The organism is Burkholderia stagnalis, assembly GCF_902830275.1.
Taxonomy (GTDB): Bacteria; Pseudomonadota; Gammaproteobacteria; order Burkholderiales; family Burkholderiaceae; genus Burkholderia; species Burkholderia stagnalis.
In genome coordinates this window covers 291,486-307,655 of the sequence record NZ_CADESW010000003.1, presented here as the reverse complement: position 1 = coordinate 307,655, position 16,170 = coordinate 291,486, and the positions used below count along the sequence as shown (strand labels likewise).

Below are 16,170 nucleotides of genomic sequence, written 5' to 3'. Positions count from 1 at the left end.
TCCGTCTTTCCTTACCGAGTGCGATATCCGTATGAAACGTCATCTGTTTGCTTTTCTCGCCGCAGCCACCGTGTCGATTTCCGCTTTCGCGCAGAGCGCGCCGGTCGACATCGTCCGCAATGCGGTCGAGGGCACCGTCAACGCGATGAAGGCCGACCCGGCCGCGCGCGGCGGCGACATGGCGAAGGTCACGCAGGTCGTCGAGGCGCGCTTCCTGCCGGCGACGAACTTCGAGCGCACGACCCGCATCGCGGTCGGCGACGCGTGGAAGCAGGCGAGCCCGCAACAGCAGCAGGAGCTGTACAAGCAGTTCAAGCTGCTGATGACGCGCACGTATGCCGCGTCGCTCGCGCAGCTCGGCAGCCAGGACGCGAAGTTCTCGTTCAAGGCGGGCGGCGCGTCGGGCGCCGACGCGCTCGTGCAGTCGACGGTGACGACGCCGGGCGACAGCCAGTCGGTCGGCTACCGGCTCGGCAAGGTCGGCAACGACTGGAAGATCTACGACATCGACATGTCGGGCGCGTGGCTGATCCAGGTTTACCAGGGGCAGTTCAAGACCCAGCTCGCATCGGGCGGGATCGACGGGCTGATCGCCTATCTGCAGAAGCACAACGCACGCACGAACTGACCGCAACGGCGGTTCGCGATGCACGAAGGGCGCCTCGGCGCCCTTTTTCGTTGGTGCGCCGCCGTCAGTGCCGCCGATGCTCGACCGCGAACTTGATCAGCTCGGCCTGCCCTTCGATGTCGAGCTTGCGCTTCAGGTTGAGCCGGTGGGTCTCGACGGTGCGCACCGACAGCCCCGTCTGCTGCGCGATCTGCTTGCTCGACAGCCCCTCGGCCAGCGCATCGAGGATGTCGCGTTCGCGCGGTGTCAGCCGATCGAGCGGCAACGCGGTCGCGCTGGCGTGGATCATCCGGGCGGCGAGGCCTTCGCTGAAGAACGTCTGGCCGGCCAGCACCGCGCCAATCGCACGGACGATCTCGCTGGCCGGCGAGTCCTTCAGCAGATAGCCGCTCGCGCCCGCGCGCACGGCCTGGGTCACGTATTCGACGTTGTCGTGCATCGACAGCATCAGCACGCGGATGCCCGGAAAGCGCTCGTGGAACACGCCGGCGAGCGCGATGCCGTTCATCCCGGTCATGCCGACGTCCATCAGCGCGAGATCGGGTTCGAGCGACGCGGCGAGCGCGAGCGCCTCGTCGGCGTTGCCGGCCTCGCCGACCACGGACAGTTCGGCCGCTTCGAGCCGCATCCGCAAGCCGTCGCGCACGAGCGGATGATCGTCGACGAGCAGCAGTCGGGCGGCGGGCCGGGCGGTGTCGGGGGCAGTCAAGGCGAAAGGTCTCCGGTGATGGGGCGCGCGGTCAGGCGGCGCTGCGCAGCGGCACGCGCGCGGCCACGATCGTGTGGCCGACCTGCGACGAGATCGTCAGCATGCCGCCGAGCGCGTCGAGGCGCTCGCGCATGTTGCGCAGGCCGATGCCGCGGCGCGCGTCGGCCTGCGAGCGTTCGGCGTCGAAGCCGCAGCCGTTGTCGGCGATGGTCAGCGTGACGGATTGCGCGCCGACGTCGAGCGTGACGGCCGCGCGCGACGCATGCGCATGATGCACGATGTTGCTGAGCGCTTCCTGCGCGATCCGGAACAGCGCGGTGTTGACGGCCGCGGGCAGCGGCCGCGCGCCGCTGTGCGCGACCTGCGTGTAGCCGATGTCGATGCCGCTTTCCGCGCCGTGCTCGCGGATCAGCTGCTCGAGCGCGGCCGCGAGGCCGAGATCGTCGAGCATCGCCGGGCGCAGCGCGTGCGAGATGCGCCGCACTTCGCGCAGCGTGTCGCCGAGCCGCACGACGCCGGACGCGAGCGCCTGCTCGGCCTCGGGCATGCGCGCCGCGCCGCGCTCGAAGCGCGCGAGCGCCGATTCGAGCATCAGCTTCGCCGACACCATCATCTGGCTGATGCCGTCGTGCAGCTCGCGCGACAGCCGCGCGCGCTCCTGTTCCTGCGATTCGACGACGCGCTGCGCGAGCTGCTTGAGCTTCGCGTCCGCGCTGCGCGACTCGCTCACGTTCAGCACCAGCGCGCAGACGGCGATCGCCGCCGCGCCCGCCAGCGCGATCGCGGTGAGCCAGCTCATCGTGCGCTCGATGTTCGCGGACGCGCGCGCGTCGATCCGCTGCAGCGCGTTGTCGACGTCGTCGAGATAGATGCCGGTGCCGACCATCCAGCCCCAGCGCTCGAGCGCGACGACGTAGCCGAGCTTCGGCGCGGGCAGCCCGGTCGACGGACGCTGCCAGGTGTAGCGCACGTAGCCGCCGCCGTGCGACGCGGCGTTGATCAGCTGCTGGATCGTCATGCCGCCTTGCGCGTCGCGCATCGACCAGAAGTTGTGGCCGACCCGCTCGGGCTCGCGCGGATGCATCAGCGAATTGCCGTGCAGGTCGTAGACGAAGAAATAGCCGTCGCGGCCGAAGTCCATTTTCTGCAGCATCGCGAGCGCCTGCGTGCGCAGCAGCGCGTCGTCGCGCGCATTGCGCCCGCTCGCGTCGTAGAGCGGCATGATCGCGCTCGTCGCGAGGTCGACGTAATGCTTGAGTTCGACTTCCTTGCTCGACAGGTAGGCGGTCTGGATCGTCGCGTGCTGCGTGCGCGCGAGCGACGTCGCCTGCTGACGCACCCCGAAGCCGATGCCGGCGATCGCGACGAGGAACGGCACGATGGCCAGGAGGAAGATCTTTGCCTTGAGTCTCATGATGGTGTGGGCCGGCCGCGCGGGCCCGCGCCGGGGCGGCGAGCCGGTATTGTCGGCGATTTTGCGCGCGCGCGCCGGCTACGCCCGCTGCCGCTCGAAGCGCACCACCGTTTCCTGCACGACCACCTGGTTGCGCCCGCTTTCCTTCGCCCGGTACAGCGCGTCGTCGGCGAGCTTCAGCGCGGCCTGGACGCCGGCGTCCCATTGCGGGAAGCAGGTGGTCACGCCGATGCTCGCGGTCAGGCGGCCGAATTCGCTCGCGTCGTGCCGGATGCCGAGGTCGTGGATGCTCGCGCGGATCGTCTCGGCGATCGCCGCCGCGCCGCTCGAATCGACGTCCGGCAGGATCACGACGAATTCCTCGCCGCCGTAGCGCGCCGCGTAGTCGCCCGGGCGGCGCAGGCAGCCGGCGAGGCAGCGCCCGACCGCGGCGAGCGCGTCATCGCCCGCCTGGTGGCCCTGCGTGTCGTTGTAGCGCTTGAAATGGTCGATGTCGACGAACAGCAGCGACAGCGCATGCTGTGAGCGCGCGGCGCGGCGCCATTCGCGCGCGAGCGTGACGTCGAGCATGCGGCGGTTGTCGAGGCCGGTGAGGCCGTCGGTGCGCGCGAGCGCCTGCAGCTCGGTTTCCGCGCGATGGCGCTTGCGCAGCTGCACGTCGAGCAGCAGCGACAGGCCGACGAAGCCGAGCGCGAGCAGCGCCATCGCGGAGCCGACCGGAATCGCACGGTCGTACCACGCGGCGTAGATGTCCGATTCGGCCTCGGCGACCATGATGATGAGCGGCAGGTTGTTCAGGTGCCGGAACACGTACAGGCGGCGCACGCCGTCGATCGACGCGGTGTCGGCGAAGCTGCCTTCGCGCGCGGTCATGAAATGCTTGAACGTGCTGGCCTTGCTGATGTCGCGGCCGATGATCTTCGGATCGAACGGCTTGCGCATCAGCATCAGGCCGTTCGTGCCGATCAGCGACATCGAGCCGCGCTCGCCGAGCGCGAGGCGCGAGAACAGGTCCTGGAAATACTCGAGCCGGATCGACATCACCGCGATGCCGCCGAACGAGCCGTCGGGCCGCGAGATGCGGCGGCTGAGCGCGATGCTCGGCGAGCCGTTGCGCAGCCGCGACCGATACGGGTCGCTGATGTACAGGCCGACGTTCGGGTGGTCGCGATGCACGGTGAAGTAGGGCTCGTTGCCGAAATTGTCGGGGCGCGGCACGTCGCTCGCGCCGTCCACCACGATGTTGCCCTGCGCGTCCATCGCATAGATGCCGCCGAGATAGCGGGCCGCGGTCGCGCGGTCGAACAGCATCTGGCGGCGCAGCGGCATCGGCAGGCGGACGATGTCGGCCTGGTTCTGCCCGTCGACCACCGCCTGCAGCGACAGCGAATAGATCTCGATGTTGCGTTCGATGTCCCAGGAGGCCATCAGTGCCAGGTTCTGCAGCGTGGTGCGCGCACGGTCGCGCGCGTCGACGCGGGCCTGGTAGAGCACGATGCCGCACAGCAGCAGCAGGAGCAACGCGATCAGCAGCCCTGAGTAGAAGATCAGGTGCGGAATCAGCAACCGGCGCAGGTGCGCGGCAATCCGGCTCGTGCGGCCGGGCTCGCTGGGCGCTGCGTAGTCGGTGTCTGCCATGGGTCCGAAGATCGATAGGCATCGGTGCCGCGTGCGACAGGCCGATGCGTTTGTTCGTATGACGATATTCGCGGCGATCCGGTACGGCCTTTCAGGTCGGATGAGGGGCGGGCCCATCCGGATGCGTGTCTCCCGGTCATGCACAAGCGATTGACGGGTGATCGGCGTGCGTCACGGATGAATGTGGCGGCCGCCGCGATCGTCCGATGCGCTCCGAACCGGAATCGTTTCGTTCTCCGTATCCGGCGCGCATCGCACGCAGTATAGCGTGCGCATCCGCATGCGCCAGCATTGTCGAGCACGGTTGATGCACATCAATTTGCGGCGCGGCGCGCGGCACGAAGGATTGGCGCGCCGCCGCAAAAAAACGGGCGGCCGCAGCCGCCCGTTCGGGGTCGAAGCACGCGGGCCGTGCCCGCGTGCGACGGGGTCAGCCGGCGCGCTGGTGCTGCTTGTACGCGAGCCGGAACTGGTGCAGCAGCGGCTCCGTGTAGCCGCTCGGCTGCGCGGTGCCTTGCAGCGCGAGCGCGCACGCGGCCTTGAATGCGTATGACGAATCGAAGTCGGGCGCCATCGGACGGTAGTTCGCGTCGCCGGCATTCTGCCCGTCGACGACGCCCGCCATCCGCTTGAACACGCCGAGCACGAATTCCTCGGTGATCACGCCGTGGCGCAGCCAGTTCGCGATGTGCTGGCTCGAGATGCGCAGCGTCGCGCGGTCCTCCATCAGGCCGACGTTGTTGATGTCGGGCACCTTCGAGCAGCCGACGCCCTGTTCGACCCAGCGCACGACGTAGCCGAGGATGCCCTGCGCATTGTTCTCGACCTCGCGCAGGATCTCGTCCTCGCTCCATTCGGCGCGCTCGACGACCGGGATCGTCAGCAGCCCTTCGAGCAGCGCGTCGCGCTCGCTCGCGTACGGGATCTTCTCGAGTTCCTGCTGGACGGCCTGCACGTCGACGAGGTGATAGTGCAGCGCGTGCAGCGTCGCCGCGGTGGGCGACGGCACCCACGCGGTGTTCGCGCCCGCGCGCGGATGGCCGATCTTCTGCTCGAGCATCGCGTGCATCAGGTCCGGCATCGCCCACATGCCCTTGCCGATCTGCGCGCGGCCGCGCAGCCCCGCGGCGAGGCCGGCGAGCACGTTGTTGCGCTCGTACGCGGTGATCCACGCGGACGATTTCATGTCGCCCTTGCGGATCATCGGGCCTGCTTCCATTGACGAATGCATCTCGTCGCCGGTGCGATCGAGGAAGCCGGTGTTGATGAACGCGACGCGCGCGGCCGCCGCCGCGATGCACGCGGCGAGGTTCACGCTGGTGCGGCGCTCCTCGTCCATGATGCCCATCTTCAGCGTGTGGCGCGGCAGGCCGTAAAGATCCTCGACACGCGCGAACAGCGTGTCGGCGAACGCGACTTCGGCCGGGCCGTGCATCTTCGGCTTCACGATGTAGATCGAGCCGGTGCGCGAGTTGCGCTTCGCCTTCAGGTCGTGCAGCGCGCACAGCGTCGTGACGACGCCGTCGAGGATGCCTTCCGGGATCTCGTTGCCGTCGCGGTCGAGCACCGCGCCGTTGGTCATCAGGTGGCCGACGTTGCGGATGAACAGCAGCGAGCGGCCATGCAGCGTCAGCGTGCCGCCGGCGGGCGTCGTGTATTCGCGGTCCGCGTTCAGGCGGCGCGTGAAGGTCTTGCCGCCTTTCGACATGTCCTCGACGAGCGTGCCCTGCATCAGGCCGAGCCAGTTGCGGTAGAGCTGCACCTTGTCGTCGGCGTCGACCGCCGCGACCGAATCCTCGCAGTCGATGATCGTGCTGACCGCCGCTTCGAGCACGACGTCCTTCACGTTCGCGGGATCGGCGCGGCCGATCGGCGTCGATGCGTCGATCTGGATCTCGACGTGCAGGCCGTTGTGCTTCAGCAGGATCGCCGACGGCGCGTCGGCCGCGCCCTGGTAGCCGGCGAACTGCGCGGGCTGTGCGAGCGTGGTGACGCCCGCGTTGGTATCGACGGCGAGCTGGCCGTCCTGCACGCGATAGCGCAGTGCGTCGCGGTGCGAGCCGCGCGCGAGCGGCGCCGCGTTGTCGAGCACGCCGCGCGCGTAGTCGATCACGTGCTGGCCGCGCGTCGGGTTGTAGGCCGCGGTGCGCTCGGCGCCGTTGTCTTCCGGCAGCGCGTCGGTGCCGTACAGCGCGTCGTACAGGCTGCCCCAGCGCGCGTTCGCCGCGTTCAGCGCATAGCGCGCGTTCGACAGCGGCACGACGAGCTGCGGGCCGGCTTGCTGGGCGATTTCGCTGTCGACGTTCGCGGTGGCTGCCGCGACGTTCGACGGTGCGGGCACCAGGTAGCCGATCCGTTCAAGGAACGCGCGATACGCGGCGTGGTCGCGCACCGGGCCGGGGTGCGCGCGGTGCCACGTGTCGAGTTCCTGCTGCAGGCGGTCGCGTTCCGCGAGCAGTTCGCGGTTGCGCGGCGCCAGCTCGTGCACCAGCGCGGAGAAGCCGCGCCAGAATGCTGCCTGGTCGATGCCGGTGCCCGGCAGCGCTTCGTTTTCGATGAACTGGCTCAGCGCTGGCGCGACTTGCAGTCCGTCATGGTCGATCATCGTGATTCCTCCCGGGGAAAGATGTGGCGCGCGCGGATCAGGCCGCGACGCTTTGTACGCCGGCACGGGCGATCTGCGCGTCCTGCTCGGACTTTACGCCAGACACGCCGATCGCGCCCGCAATCTGGCCGCCGACCGTCACCGGCACGCCGCCTTCGAGCAGCCCCGACACCGGCACGCTCAGGAAGGCGGTGCGGCCGCCGTTGATCATATCCTCATACGCTTTGGTCTCGCGCCGGCCGAGCGCGGCGGCGCGCGCCTTTTCCTGCGCGATGTACGCGCTCGCGGCCGAGGCGCCGTCGAGGCGCACGAGCGCGAGCGGGTGGCCGCCGTCGTCGACGATCGCGATCGTGACGGCCCAGCCGTGACGTTCGGCTTCGGCGCGGGCGGCGGCCAGCATGCGGTCGGCGTCGGCGCGTTCGAGTACGGATTTGGTTTGCATGGCAGCTTGCTCCGTCAATCAGTTGACATGGGGGTGTCGACCAGCTCGATCCAGTGACGCACGGGCGTGCGGCCCGCGCCGTTCAGGTGAGTCTGGCAGCCGACGTTGGCGGTGACAATCAGGTCCGGCCGCGCCGCTTCGAGCGCGTCGAGCTTGTTGTCGCGCAGCGTGGCCGCGAGTTCGGGCTGCGTCAGCGAATACGTGCCGGCCGAGCCGCAGCACAGGTGCGCGTCGGCGACATTCGTCAGATCGAAGCCGAGCCGCGCGAGGATGCCCTCGACCGCGCCGCCGAGGCGCTGCGCGTGCTGCAGCGTGCACGGGCAATGGAACGCGACGCGGCGCGCGCCGGGCGCATCGTGTGCATTCAGCGCATCGAGCGGCTCGGCCGCGATCACCTCGGCGAGGTCGCGCGCGAGCGCGCTCACGCGCTGCGCCTTGTCCGCATAGGCAGGGTCGGACCGCAGCAGGTCGCCGTACTCCTTCACGAACGCGCCGCAGCCGCTCGCGGTCAGCACGATCGCCTCCGCGCCGGCCTCGATCGCGGGCCACCACGCGTCGATGTTGCGGCGCGCGCGGGCGAGGCCCGCGTCCTGCGCGTTCAGGTGGTATTCGGTCGCGCCGCAGCAGCCGGCCTGCGGCGCGGGCGTCACGCTGATGCCGAGCCGGTCGAGCACGCGCGCGGCCGCCGCGTTGGTGTTCGGCGACAGCGCGGGCTGCACGCAGCCTTCGAGCATCAGCACCCGCCGCGCATGGCGCGCGGGCGGGCGCGTGCCGGCGGCCGGCGGCGCGGCCGGAATCTTGCCGCGCAGCGTGCCGGGCAGCAGCGGGCGCAGCGCCCGCCCGGCCTTCAGCAGCGCGGCGAAGGTGGCCGGGCGCGGCACGACGTGGCGCAGGCCCGCGCGCAGCAGGCGTTCGCGCGCGGGGCGCCGGGCATGTTTCTCGGCCTCGGCGCGGCCGATGTCGAGCAGCGTGTGATAGCGCACGCCCGACGGGCAGGTCGTTTCACAGTTGCGGCAGGTGAGGCAGCGGTCGAGATGCTGCTGCGTGCGCGTGCCGCAGGGCTCGCCTTCGAGCAACTGCTTGATCAGGTAGATGCGGCCGCGCGGCCCGTCGAGCTCGTTGCCGAGCACCTGGTAGGTCGGGCAGGTCGCATTGCAGAAGCCGCAGTGCACGCACGCGCGCAGGATCGCTTCCGCTTCGTCGGCCCGTGCATGCGTGCGGCTTGCTTCGCTGAGATTGGTTTGCATCGGCGTGTCTGTCAGAAATCGGCGTACAGGCGCCCGGGGTTGAAGATCGCGTGCGGATCGAGCTTGGCCTTCAGCGCGCGGTGTACGCGCAGCAGCGCGGGCGGCAGCGGCTGGAACGGCGTCGGCGTCACGCCCGGCGTGAAGCAGGCCGCATGCCCGCCCCATTGCGCGGCGATGCGCTGCACGTCGGCGGGAGCGGCGTCGCTCTTCAGCCAGCGCTGCGCACCGCCCCAGTCGAGCAGCGCGGCGCCCGGCAGCGTGCCGGGCGGTGCGGCGGCCGGCACCGACACGCGCCACAGCGGGCGCGGATCGTCGAAGAACGGCAGCGCGAATGCGCGCAGCCGCGCCCAGAACGCGTCGTCGGTGTCGTCGCCGCCGATCGTCGCGCGCGCCGCGTTCACGGAGCCCGTGCCGCCTTCGATGCGCACGCGCAGCACGCCGTCGGCGTGGCATGCGCCGGCGAGCGGCAGGCCCGCGCGGCGCCACGCGGCGACGCGTTGCAGCGCGTCGCCGGCATCGAGCGCAAGCGCGAGGTGGCGGGTCGCGCGCGGCTTCGGCAGCACCTTCAGCGACACCTCGGTGACGAGGCCGAGACAGCCGAAGCTGCCCGCGAGCAGGCGCGACACGTCGTAGCCCGCGACGTTCTTCATCACCTCGCCGCCGAAGCGCAGGTGCTTCGCGTGGCCGGTGATCACGCGGCAGCCGAGCACGACGTCGCGCACCGCGCCGGCCCACGGCCGGCGCGGCCCGGACAGCGCCGCCGCGAACATCCCGCCGACCGTCGCCGCGCCGCCGAACGCGGGCGGTTCGCACGGCAGCATCTGGCCGGCCGCGTCGAGCGCGGCTTCGAGCTCGGCGAGCGGCGTGCCCGCGCGCGCGGTGATCACCAGCTCGGTCGGGTCGTAGCCGACGATGCCGCGATGCGTGCGCGTGTCGATCTCGCGCGCGGCAACCGGGCGGCCGAGGAACGCCTTCGTGTCGCCGCCGCGGATCCGCAGCGGCTGCCGGTCGTGCAGCGCGGCTTCGACCTGCGCGAGCAGGGCGGCGCAGTCGTCCATCGATTCGATTTCGCGTCGCATCAGAAGCGCTCCAGTTCGGGAAACGGCAACCGGCCGTGGTGCACGTGCATCGCGCCGAATTCGGCGCAGCGATGCAGCGTCGGGATGTTCTTGCCGGGGTTCAGCAGCCCGCGCGGATCGAACGCGGCCTTCACCGCGTGGAAGAACGTGATTTCGTCGGCGTTGAACTGCACGCACATCTGGTTGATCTTCTCGCGGCCGACGCCGTGCTCGCCGGTGATGCTGCCGCCCACCGCGACGCACAGTTCGAGGATCCGCCCGCCGAGCGCCTCCGCGCGATCGAGCTCGCCGGGCCGGTTCGCGTCGAACAGGATCAGCGGATGCATGTTGCCGTCGCCCGCATGGAACACGTTCGCCACCGGCAGCCCGTATTCGGCGGACAGCGCCGCGATTCCTTCGAGCACGCGCGGCAGCTCGCGGCGCGGGATCGTGCCGTCCATGCAGTAGTAGTCGGGCGAGAGGCGGCCGACCGCCGGGAACGCGTTCTTGCGGCCGGCCCACAAGCGCTGGCGCTCGGCCTCGTCGCGCGCGACGCGGATCTCCGCCGCGCCCGCGTCGCGCAGCAGCGCGGCCACGCGTTCGGCATCCTCGTCGACATCGCTCGCCGCGCCGTCGAGTTCGCACAGCAGGATCGCCTGGGCGTCGACCGGGTAGCCCGCGTGGATGAAATCCTCGGCCGCGCGGATCGCGAGGTTGTCCATCATCTCGAGGCCGCCGGGAATCACGCCCGCGCCGATGATCCGCGCGACCGCGCCGCCGGCCCGGCCGACGTCGTCGAAGCTCGCCATCAGCACCGTCACGCTCGACGGCTTCGGCAGCAGCTTCACGGTCACTTCGGTGACGATGCCGAGCATGCCCTCGGAGCCCGTGAACAGCGCGAGCAGGTCGAAGCCCGGCGCATCGAGCGCGTCGGCGCCGAGCGTGAGCCGCTCGCCGTCGATCGTCAGGATCTCGACCTTCAGGATGTTGTGCACCGTGAGCCCGTATTTCAGGCAGTGCACGCCGCCCGCGTTCTCCGCGACGTTGCCGCCGATCGAGCATGCGATCTGCGACGACGGATCGGGCGCGTAGTAGAGGCCGTAGGGCGCCGCGGCCTGCGAGATCGCGAGATTGCGCACGCCGGGCTGCACGCGCGCGATGCCGGCGTCGGCATCGATCGACAGGATCCGGTTGAACTTCGCCATCACGAGCAGGATGCCTTTCTCGAGCGGCATCGCGCCGCCCGACAGCCCCGTGCCCGCGCCGCGCGCGACGACCGGCACGCCGTGCGCGGCCGCGACGCGCAGCACCGCGCGCACCTCGTCGACGGTGGCCGGCAGCACGACCAGCAGCGGCACCGTGCGATACGCGGCGAGGCCGTCGCATTCGAACGGCTTCAATGCCTCGCGCTCGTGCAGCACGTCGAGGCCGGGCGCCGCCGCGCGCAACGCGGCGGCGAGCGTGCCGGGGTCGACCGTCGGCAGCGCGCCGTCGATCCGTTCGTCGTAGATGAAGCTCATCGGGTGTCTCCGCCATGCTGACGGACGCGTGGTGCACGGTCCGCCGGAAGGACGGATTCTTGTGGGTCGGCGCGTGTGTGTCCAGACATCTTGGGCGTGGTCATACCAGTTTTTCGACGAAGGCCGTGAAGGGGTGCCTTTTGTTTCCTTGAAACCTAACCAGTACAAGGGTTTATGGCAGAATCGACCGCATCACCGAAAAGTGGTCATACCAGCATGGAAACGCAGGATCGTGAAGGCCGCGCGCGGCGCGTGGCGGACGTCGTCGCCGAGCGCATCGAGAAGCTGATCGTCGACGGCGTGCTGAAGGCCGGGCAGGCGCTGCCGTCCGAGCGGCGGCTCACCGAGAAGCTCGGCGTGTCGCGCACGGCGGTGCGCGAGGGGATGAAGCTGCTGGCCGCGCGCGGCATCATCGACACGGCGCACGGCAAGGGCTCGTTCGTCGCGAGCCTGACCCCGCAGCGCGAGATCACGCCGATGATGCACCTGCTCGGCTCGCAGCCGCGCACGCTGTACGACCTGTTCGAGGTGCGCGGGATGCTCGAGGCCGAGGCGGCGCGGCTCGCGGCGCTGCGCGGCACGCCGGCCGATTTCATCCTGATCACGCGGCGCTATGAAGAGATGGTCGCGGCCGACGCGCAGGATCTCGATCCGGCCGCGCGCGCGAAGCTCGATCATGCGTTTCATCTGGCGATCTGCGAGGCGTCGCACAACCCGGTGCTCGTCAATACGCTGCAGTCGCTGACCGATCTGCTGCTCAGCTCGGTGTTCGCGTCGGTGAACAACCTGTACCACCGCGAGCCGATGAAGAAGCAGATCGACCGCCAGCATGCGCGGCTGTTCAACGCGGTCACGGGCCGGCTGCCCGAGCAGGCGCGCAAGGCGGCGAGCGAGCATATCCGCCAGTGCGTCGATTACCTGCGGGAGATCGAGCAGGAGGAGCAGCGGCTCGTGCGCTCGACGCTCAGGCTCGAAGGGTGGACGTGAGCGGGCAATGGCGTGCGCCGTTCGAGGCGCGGGCGGCACGCCCGGCCCGCATCGTTTCGCAGGGCGTCAGATCGCCGTCTGATTCACCCGCTTCGACAGCGCTTCGGCACTCTCCTTGCGCTCGCTGTACCGGTCGACCAGATACGGGCCGATGTCCCGGGTCAGCAGCGTGAACTTGACCAGTTCCTCCATCACGTCCACCACGCGATCGAAATACGCGGACGGCTTCATTCGGCCGGCCTCGTCGAATTCCGTGAAGGCCTTCGCCACCGACGACTGGTTCGGGATGGTCAGCATGCGCATCCAGCGGCCCAGCACGCGCATCTGGTTCACCGCGTTGAACGACTGCGAACCGCCGCTCACCTGCATGACGGCGAGCGTTTTCCCCTGGGTCGGGCGAACGGCGCCGACCGACAGCGGAATCCAGTCGATCTGCGCTTTCATGATGCCGGTCATCGCGCCGTGCCGCTCCGGCGAGCACCACACCATCCCCTCGGACCATTGGACGAGTTCGCGAAGCTCGACGACCTTCGGGTGCTGCTCCGGCGCGTCGTCGGGCAGCGGCAAGCCGCTCGGGTTGAACACGCGTACCTCGGCGCCCATGGCCGTGAGCAGGCGCGCGGCTTCCTCGATCAGCAGGCGGCTGAACGACCGCTCGCGCAGCGATCCGTACAGCAGCAGGAAACGGGGCGGATGAGTGGACGGCGACGCCGCCCGCAATTCACCGGCGTCCGGCACGCGAAACAGCGTGGCGTCGAGTTGCGGCAGGTCGTTCAGGCGGTCGGTCATGGGATCGTTCTCGTGTGTGCTCAAGCCCGCTCGTACCAGCCCTTGGACCGGTTGACGATGCGCACCACCAGCAGCATCACCGGCACCTCGATCAGCACGCCGACGACGGTGGCCAGCGCCGCGCCGGAATGAAAGCCGAACAGGCTGATCGCGGCCGCGACCGCCAGCTCGAAGAAATTGGATGCGCCAATGAGCGCCGACGGGCACGCGATGTCGTGCTTCTCGCCGACGGCGCGGTTGAGCCAGTACGCGAGCGCCGAGTTGAAGAACACCTGGATCAGGATCGGCACCGCGAGCAGCGCGATCACCAGCGGCTGCTTCAGGATCGCTTCGCCCTGGAACGCGAACAGCAGCACGAGCGTGGCGAGCAGCGCGGCGATGGACCAGGGGCCGATCTTCGCCATCGCGGCATCGAACGCCGCCTGTCCTTTCGCGAGCAGCAGCTTGCGCCAGATCTGCGCGAGGATCACCGGAATGACGATGTAGAGCAGCACCGACGTGAGCAGCGTCGCCCACGGCACCGTGATCGCGGAGATGCCCAGCAGCAGGCCGACCAGCGGCGCGAATGCGATCACCATGATGCTGTCGTTCAGCGCCACCTGCGACAGCGTGAACAGCGGATCGCCGCCCGTCAGCCGGCTCCAGACGAACACCATCGCCGTGCACGGCGCGGCGGCCAGCAGGATCAGGCCCGCGATATAGCTGTCGAGCTGATCGGCGGGCAGCATCGGCGCGAAGATCTGCTTGATGAACAGCCAGCCGAGAAACGCCATCGAGAACGGCTTGACGAGCCAGTTCACGACCAGCGTGACGCCGATCCCTTTGACGTGCTGGCGCACTTCATGCAACGCGCCGAAATCGACCTTCACGAGCATCGGGATGATCATCACCCAGATCAGCAACCCGACCGGGAGGTTGACCTGCGCGTATTCCATCCGGCCGATCTGCTGGAACAGGCCGGGCAGCGCCTGGCCGAGCGCGATGCCGGCGACGATGCACAGCGCCACCCAGACGGACAGGTAGCGTTCGAAGAAGTTGATGGCGGGCTTTGCAACGGCGTTTCCCGGCGGGGCGACGTTCGAGGTGTTCATGGGGCGGCTCGGTGACGAGGGATCGGCGTGACGCGATGCAGACGATCAGCTTTCCGAAATGTTGGTGAGGGCCTTCTGAAGCTCGGCGTTGTCGAGGCGATCGAGCGGAAGCGCCAGCAGTTGCAGCATCCGATAGCCGATCGCCTGGCGGGTGAGTTCGAACGCGGCGCGCTTGCCTTCGTCGCCACCCGGCGCGTTTGACGGGTCGACGTAGCCCCAGTGCACCTTGACCGGGCTGCCGGGCCAGTACGGGCAGGTTTCCGCCGCCGCGCTGTCGCACACCGTGATGACGATGCGCATTTCAGGCGCGCCGTCGCCGACGAACTCATCCCAGCTCTTGCTGCGATAACCGTCGACGTCGATGCCCACGCGCGTCAGCGCCTCCAGCGCGAACGGATTGAGCCGCCCGCTCGGCGCGCTGCCTGCGCTGTACGCGCGCACATCCTTGCCGAGCTTCGCGGCCCAGTGGTTGAGCATGCCTTCCGCGAGCACGCTGCGCGCCGAGTTGTGGGTGCAGAGGATCAGGACGTGGGTGGTCATGGGCGATGGCTTCGCAGTGGGGCGACGGGGATGGGGGCGCGCGGGTGCATCATGACGCGCGTGCCTTCGAGGGCTTGCAACTGCCCGCATCGGCCGGCATGCAGGGTTGGCCGCCGCAGCAGTTTTCGGTCAGGTAGCCGAGCAGGTCGTTCATGGCCGCGTAGTTGGCGGAGTAGATCATGTAGCGCCCGCGTTGCTCGACCGTGACGAGGTTCGCGTGGGTCAGTTCCTTCATGTGAAAGGACAGCGACGACGGGGCAATGCCCAGGCGTTCGGCGATCTGGCCTGCGGGCAACCCGTCGGGGCCCGCTTCCACCAGAAGCCGAAAGACCGCGAGCCGGGATTCCTGGGCCAGGGCGCCGAGGGCGCGGACGACAGAATTCGTTTCCATATTTCGATAATAATTGAAATGTTGGCGGATGCAAAGGCACGCGTCACCGGCGCGTGCCGGCAAAACGTCACAGCACCACGCCGTAAACCTCCCGCGCCGCCACCCGGATCGCATCGACCATCACCGACGCCGCCGGCGAATACAGCCGGTCGGTGCGCGTGATGAGCCCGAAGTCGTCCATCCGGCAATCCATCTCCAGCGGCAGCAGCGCGACGATGCCGTGCCCTGCGTAGTAGCGCGCGACGTCGGCCGCGAGCACCGCGATCATGTCGCTCTGCTCCAGCACGCGCGTGATGAACAGCAGCGCGGCGGTTTCGACGACGTTCGACGGCGGCGCGAGGCTCGCGCGCTGGAACATCAGCTCGAAGCGGTGGCGCAGCACGCTGCCGGCCGGCGGCACGACCCACGCGGCGCGCTGCACGTCGGCGAGCGCGAGCGGTGCGTGCGCGAGCAGCGGATGCCCGGGCCGCACGACCGCGGCGACCGGTTCGCCGGTCAGCGGCTCGTAGCGCAGGTGCAGCTTGTCGTGTTCAGCGGACAGCCGGCCGAGCACGATGTCGAGCTTGTCCTGCGCGAGCCGTTCGAGCAGCACGTTGCTCGTGTCGATCTCGACGGAGATGTGGACGCCCGCATGCGTCCCCTTGACGGCGGCAACCGCCGGCGGCACCACGCGCAGGCCCGGCGACGTGATCGCGCCGAGCGCGACGTGGCCGAGCCGCCCGGCCTTCAGCGCGGCCAGTTCCTCGCGCGCCTGGTCGAGGCTGCCGAGCGCCGCGCGCGCGTGGCGGATCAGCGCGTCGCCGTACAGCGTCGGCCGCATCCCGCGCGGCAGGCGTTCGAACAGCACCGCGCCGATCGTGTCCTCGAGCTCGCGCAGCAGCTTCGACGCAGCCGGCTGCGTCATGTTCAGCGCGGCCGCCGCGCGGTGGATACTGCCTTCGTCGGCGAGCGCGACGACCAGCAGCAGCTGGCGCGTCTTCAGGCGGGTGCGGATTCCCCACGGGCTGGCTTCGGGCATCGTACGGGTTTATATCGATATCGGAATCGATATCGTAATCGCCTAAAACGTCATTAGCGAGTTATCAAAATTCTTCCTAGACTGCGCCGATAT

General features: G+C 69.3%; 15 protein-coding genes. 2 read left to right on the top strand and 13 right to left on the bottom strand.

Features of this window, described 5'->3' with window-relative positions; translation table 11 throughout:
• Positions 1-31 precede the first annotated feature (31 nt).
• Positions 32-628, top strand: a complete 597-nt coding sequence (locus HWY45_RS08410; RefSeq protein WP_059565011.1) for an MlaC/ttg2D family ABC transporter substrate-binding protein — start codon at positions 32-34, stop codon at positions 626-628.
• Positions 629-692: 64 nt separating this feature from the next.
• Here the strand turns inward: HWY45_RS08410 and HWY45_RS08405 are convergent, their stop codons facing one another.
• The 8 genes from HWY45_RS08405 to glcD all read right to left on the bottom strand — a co-directional run bounded on the left by HWY45_RS08405 (position 693) and on the right by glcD (position 11,261).
• Entirely contained in the window at positions 693-1,337 is a 645-nt protein-coding gene (locus HWY45_RS08405; protein WP_059879113.1) for a response regulator, read from the bottom strand.
• A gap of 31 nt (positions 1,338-1,368) precedes the next feature.
• The gene (locus HWY45_RS08400; RefSeq protein ID WP_059879116.1) at positions 1,369-2,751 is read right to left on the bottom strand and encodes a cache domain-containing protein; all 1,383 of its coding nucleotides are present in this window, start codon (positions 2,749-2,751) and stop codon (positions 1,369-1,371) included.
• 78 nt (positions 2,752-2,829) lie between these two features.
• A complete protein-coding gene (locus HWY45_RS08395; RefSeq protein WP_059565014.1) occupies positions 2,830-4,389 on the bottom strand; it encodes a sensor domain-containing diguanylate cyclase in 1,560 nt (519 codons plus the stop codon).
• Between the two features lie 430 nt (positions 4,390-4,819).
• Positions 4,820-6,994 (bottom strand): malate synthase G, encoded by a 2,175-nt coding sequence (locus HWY45_RS08390; RefSeq protein WP_059879119.1) that lies wholly within the window; start codon positions 6,992-6,994, stop codon positions 4,820-4,822.
• A 37-nt stretch (positions 6,995-7,031) separates the two neighbouring features.
• Complete coding sequence (locus tag HWY45_RS08385) at positions 7,032-7,436, bottom strand: GlcG/HbpS family heme-binding protein (protein WP_059565016.1); 405 nt, start codon at positions 7,434-7,436, stop codon at positions 7,032-7,034.
• Between the two features lie 14 nt (positions 7,437-7,450).
• Positions 7,451-8,683, bottom strand: a complete 1,233-nt coding sequence (gene glcF, locus HWY45_RS08380; protein WP_059879122.1) for a glycolate oxidase subunit GlcF — start codon at positions 8,681-8,683, stop codon at positions 7,451-7,453.
• An 11-nt stretch (positions 8,684-8,694) separates the two neighbouring features.
• On the bottom strand, positions 8,695-9,762 hold the full coding sequence (gene glcE / locus HWY45_RS08375; RefSeq protein WP_059879124.1) for a glycolate oxidase subunit GlcE: 1,068 nt from the start codon (positions 9,760-9,762) through the stop codon (positions 8,695-8,697).
• On the bottom strand, positions 9,762-11,261 hold the full coding sequence (glcD, locus tag HWY45_RS08370; RefSeq protein WP_059879127.1) for a glycolate oxidase subunit GlcD: 1,500 nt from the start codon (positions 11,259-11,261) through the stop codon (positions 9,762-9,764). The genes glcE and glcD overlap by 1 nt, the downstream gene beginning before the upstream one ends.
• A 216-nt stretch (positions 11,262-11,477) precedes the next feature.
• Here glcD and glcC point away from each other — a divergent pair, with 216 nt between their 5' ends.
• The gene (gene glcC, locus HWY45_RS08365) at positions 11,478-12,248 is read left to right on the top strand and encodes a transcriptional regulator GlcC (protein WP_059565020.1); all 771 of its coding nucleotides are present in this window, start codon (positions 11,478-11,480) and stop codon (positions 12,246-12,248) included.
• A gap of 66 nt (positions 12,249-12,314) precedes the next feature.
• Here glcC and arsH read toward each other — a convergent pair whose 3' ends face one another.
• The 5 genes from arsH to HWY45_RS08340 form a co-directional block, all read right to left on the bottom strand.
• Complete coding sequence (gene arsH, locus HWY45_RS08360; protein WP_059879130.1) at positions 12,315-13,037, bottom strand: arsenical resistance protein ArsH; 723 nt, start codon at positions 13,035-13,037, stop codon at positions 12,315-12,317.
• A 20-nt stretch (positions 13,038-13,057) separates the two neighbouring features.
• Positions 13,058-14,128 carry an ACR3 family arsenite efflux transporter gene (gene arsB / locus HWY45_RS08355; RefSeq protein ID WP_059879133.1) on the bottom strand — a complete coding sequence of 357 codons (1,071 nt, stop codon included), beginning with the start codon at positions 14,126-14,128 and terminating at the stop codon, positions 13,058-13,060.
• 45 nt (positions 14,129-14,173) lie between these two features.
• Positions 14,174-14,668, bottom strand: a complete 495-nt coding sequence (locus HWY45_RS08350) for an arsenate reductase ArsC (protein WP_059879136.1) — start codon at positions 14,666-14,668, stop codon at positions 14,174-14,176.
• 49 nt (positions 14,669-14,717) lie between these two features.
• Positions 14,718-15,059, bottom strand: a complete 342-nt coding sequence (locus HWY45_RS08345; RefSeq protein ID WP_059565024.1) for an ArsR/SmtB family transcription factor — start codon at positions 15,057-15,059, stop codon at positions 14,718-14,720.
• A 67-nt stretch (positions 15,060-15,126) separates the two neighbouring features.
• The gene (locus tag HWY45_RS08340; RefSeq protein WP_059879137.1) at positions 15,127-16,077 is read right to left on the bottom strand and encodes a LysR substrate-binding domain-containing protein; all 951 of its coding nucleotides are present in this window, start codon (positions 16,075-16,077) and stop codon (positions 15,127-15,129) included.
• Between the last annotated feature and the right edge of the window lie 93 nt (positions 16,078-16,170).

Bases quoted from the DNA above. Each gene is read 5' to 3' on its own strand.
- HWY45_RS08410 (WP_059565011.1), top strand. From the start codon at position 32: ATGAAACGTCATCTGTTTGCTTTTCTCGCCGCAGCCACCGTGTCGATT.
- HWY45_RS08400 (WP_059879116.1), bottom strand. From the start codon at position 2,751: ATGAGACTCAAGGCAAAGATCTTCCTCCTGGCCATCGTGCCGTTCCTC.
- HWY45_RS08395 (WP_059565014.1), bottom strand. From the start codon at position 4,389: ATGGCAGACACCGACTACGCAGCGCCCAGCGAGCCCGGCCGCACGAGC.
- HWY45_RS08390 (WP_059879119.1), bottom strand. From the start codon at position 6,994: ATGATCGACCATGACGGACTGCAAGTCGCGCCAGCGCTGAGCCAGTTC.
- HWY45_RS08385 (WP_059565016.1), bottom strand. From the start codon at position 7,436: ATGCAAACCAAATCCGTACTCGAACGCGCCGACGCCGACCGCATGCTG.
- glcF (WP_059879122.1), bottom strand. From the start codon at position 8,683: ATGCAAACCAATCTCAGCGAAGCAAGCCGCACGCATGCACGGGCCGAC.
- glcE (WP_059879124.1), bottom strand. From the start codon at position 9,762: ATGCGACGCGAAATCGAATCGATGGACGACTGCGCCGCCCTGCTCGCG.
- glcD (WP_059879127.1), bottom strand. From the start codon at position 11,261: ATGAGCTTCATCTACGACGAACGGATCGACGGCGCGCTGCCGACGGTC.
- glcC (WP_059565020.1), top strand. From the start codon at position 11,478: ATGGAAACGCAGGATCGTGAAGGCCGCGCGCGGCGCGTGGCGGACGTC.
- arsH (WP_059879130.1), bottom strand. From the start codon at position 13,037: ATGACCGACCGCCTGAACGACCTGCCGCAACTCGACGCCACGCTGTTT.
- arsB (WP_059879133.1), bottom strand. From the start codon at position 14,128: ATGAACACCTCGAACGTCGCCCCGCCGGGAAACGCCGTTGCAAAGCCC.
- HWY45_RS08350 (WP_059879136.1), bottom strand. From the start codon at position 14,668: ATGACCACCCACGTCCTGATCCTCTGCACCCACAACTCGGCGCGCAGC.
- HWY45_RS08345 (WP_059565024.1), bottom strand. From the start codon at position 15,059: ATGGAAACGAATTCTGTCGTCCGCGCCCTCGGCGCCCTGGCCCAGGAA.
- HWY45_RS08340 (WP_059879137.1), bottom strand. From the start codon at position 16,077: ATGCCCGAAGCCAGCCCGTGGGGAATCCGCACCCGCCTGAAGACGCGC.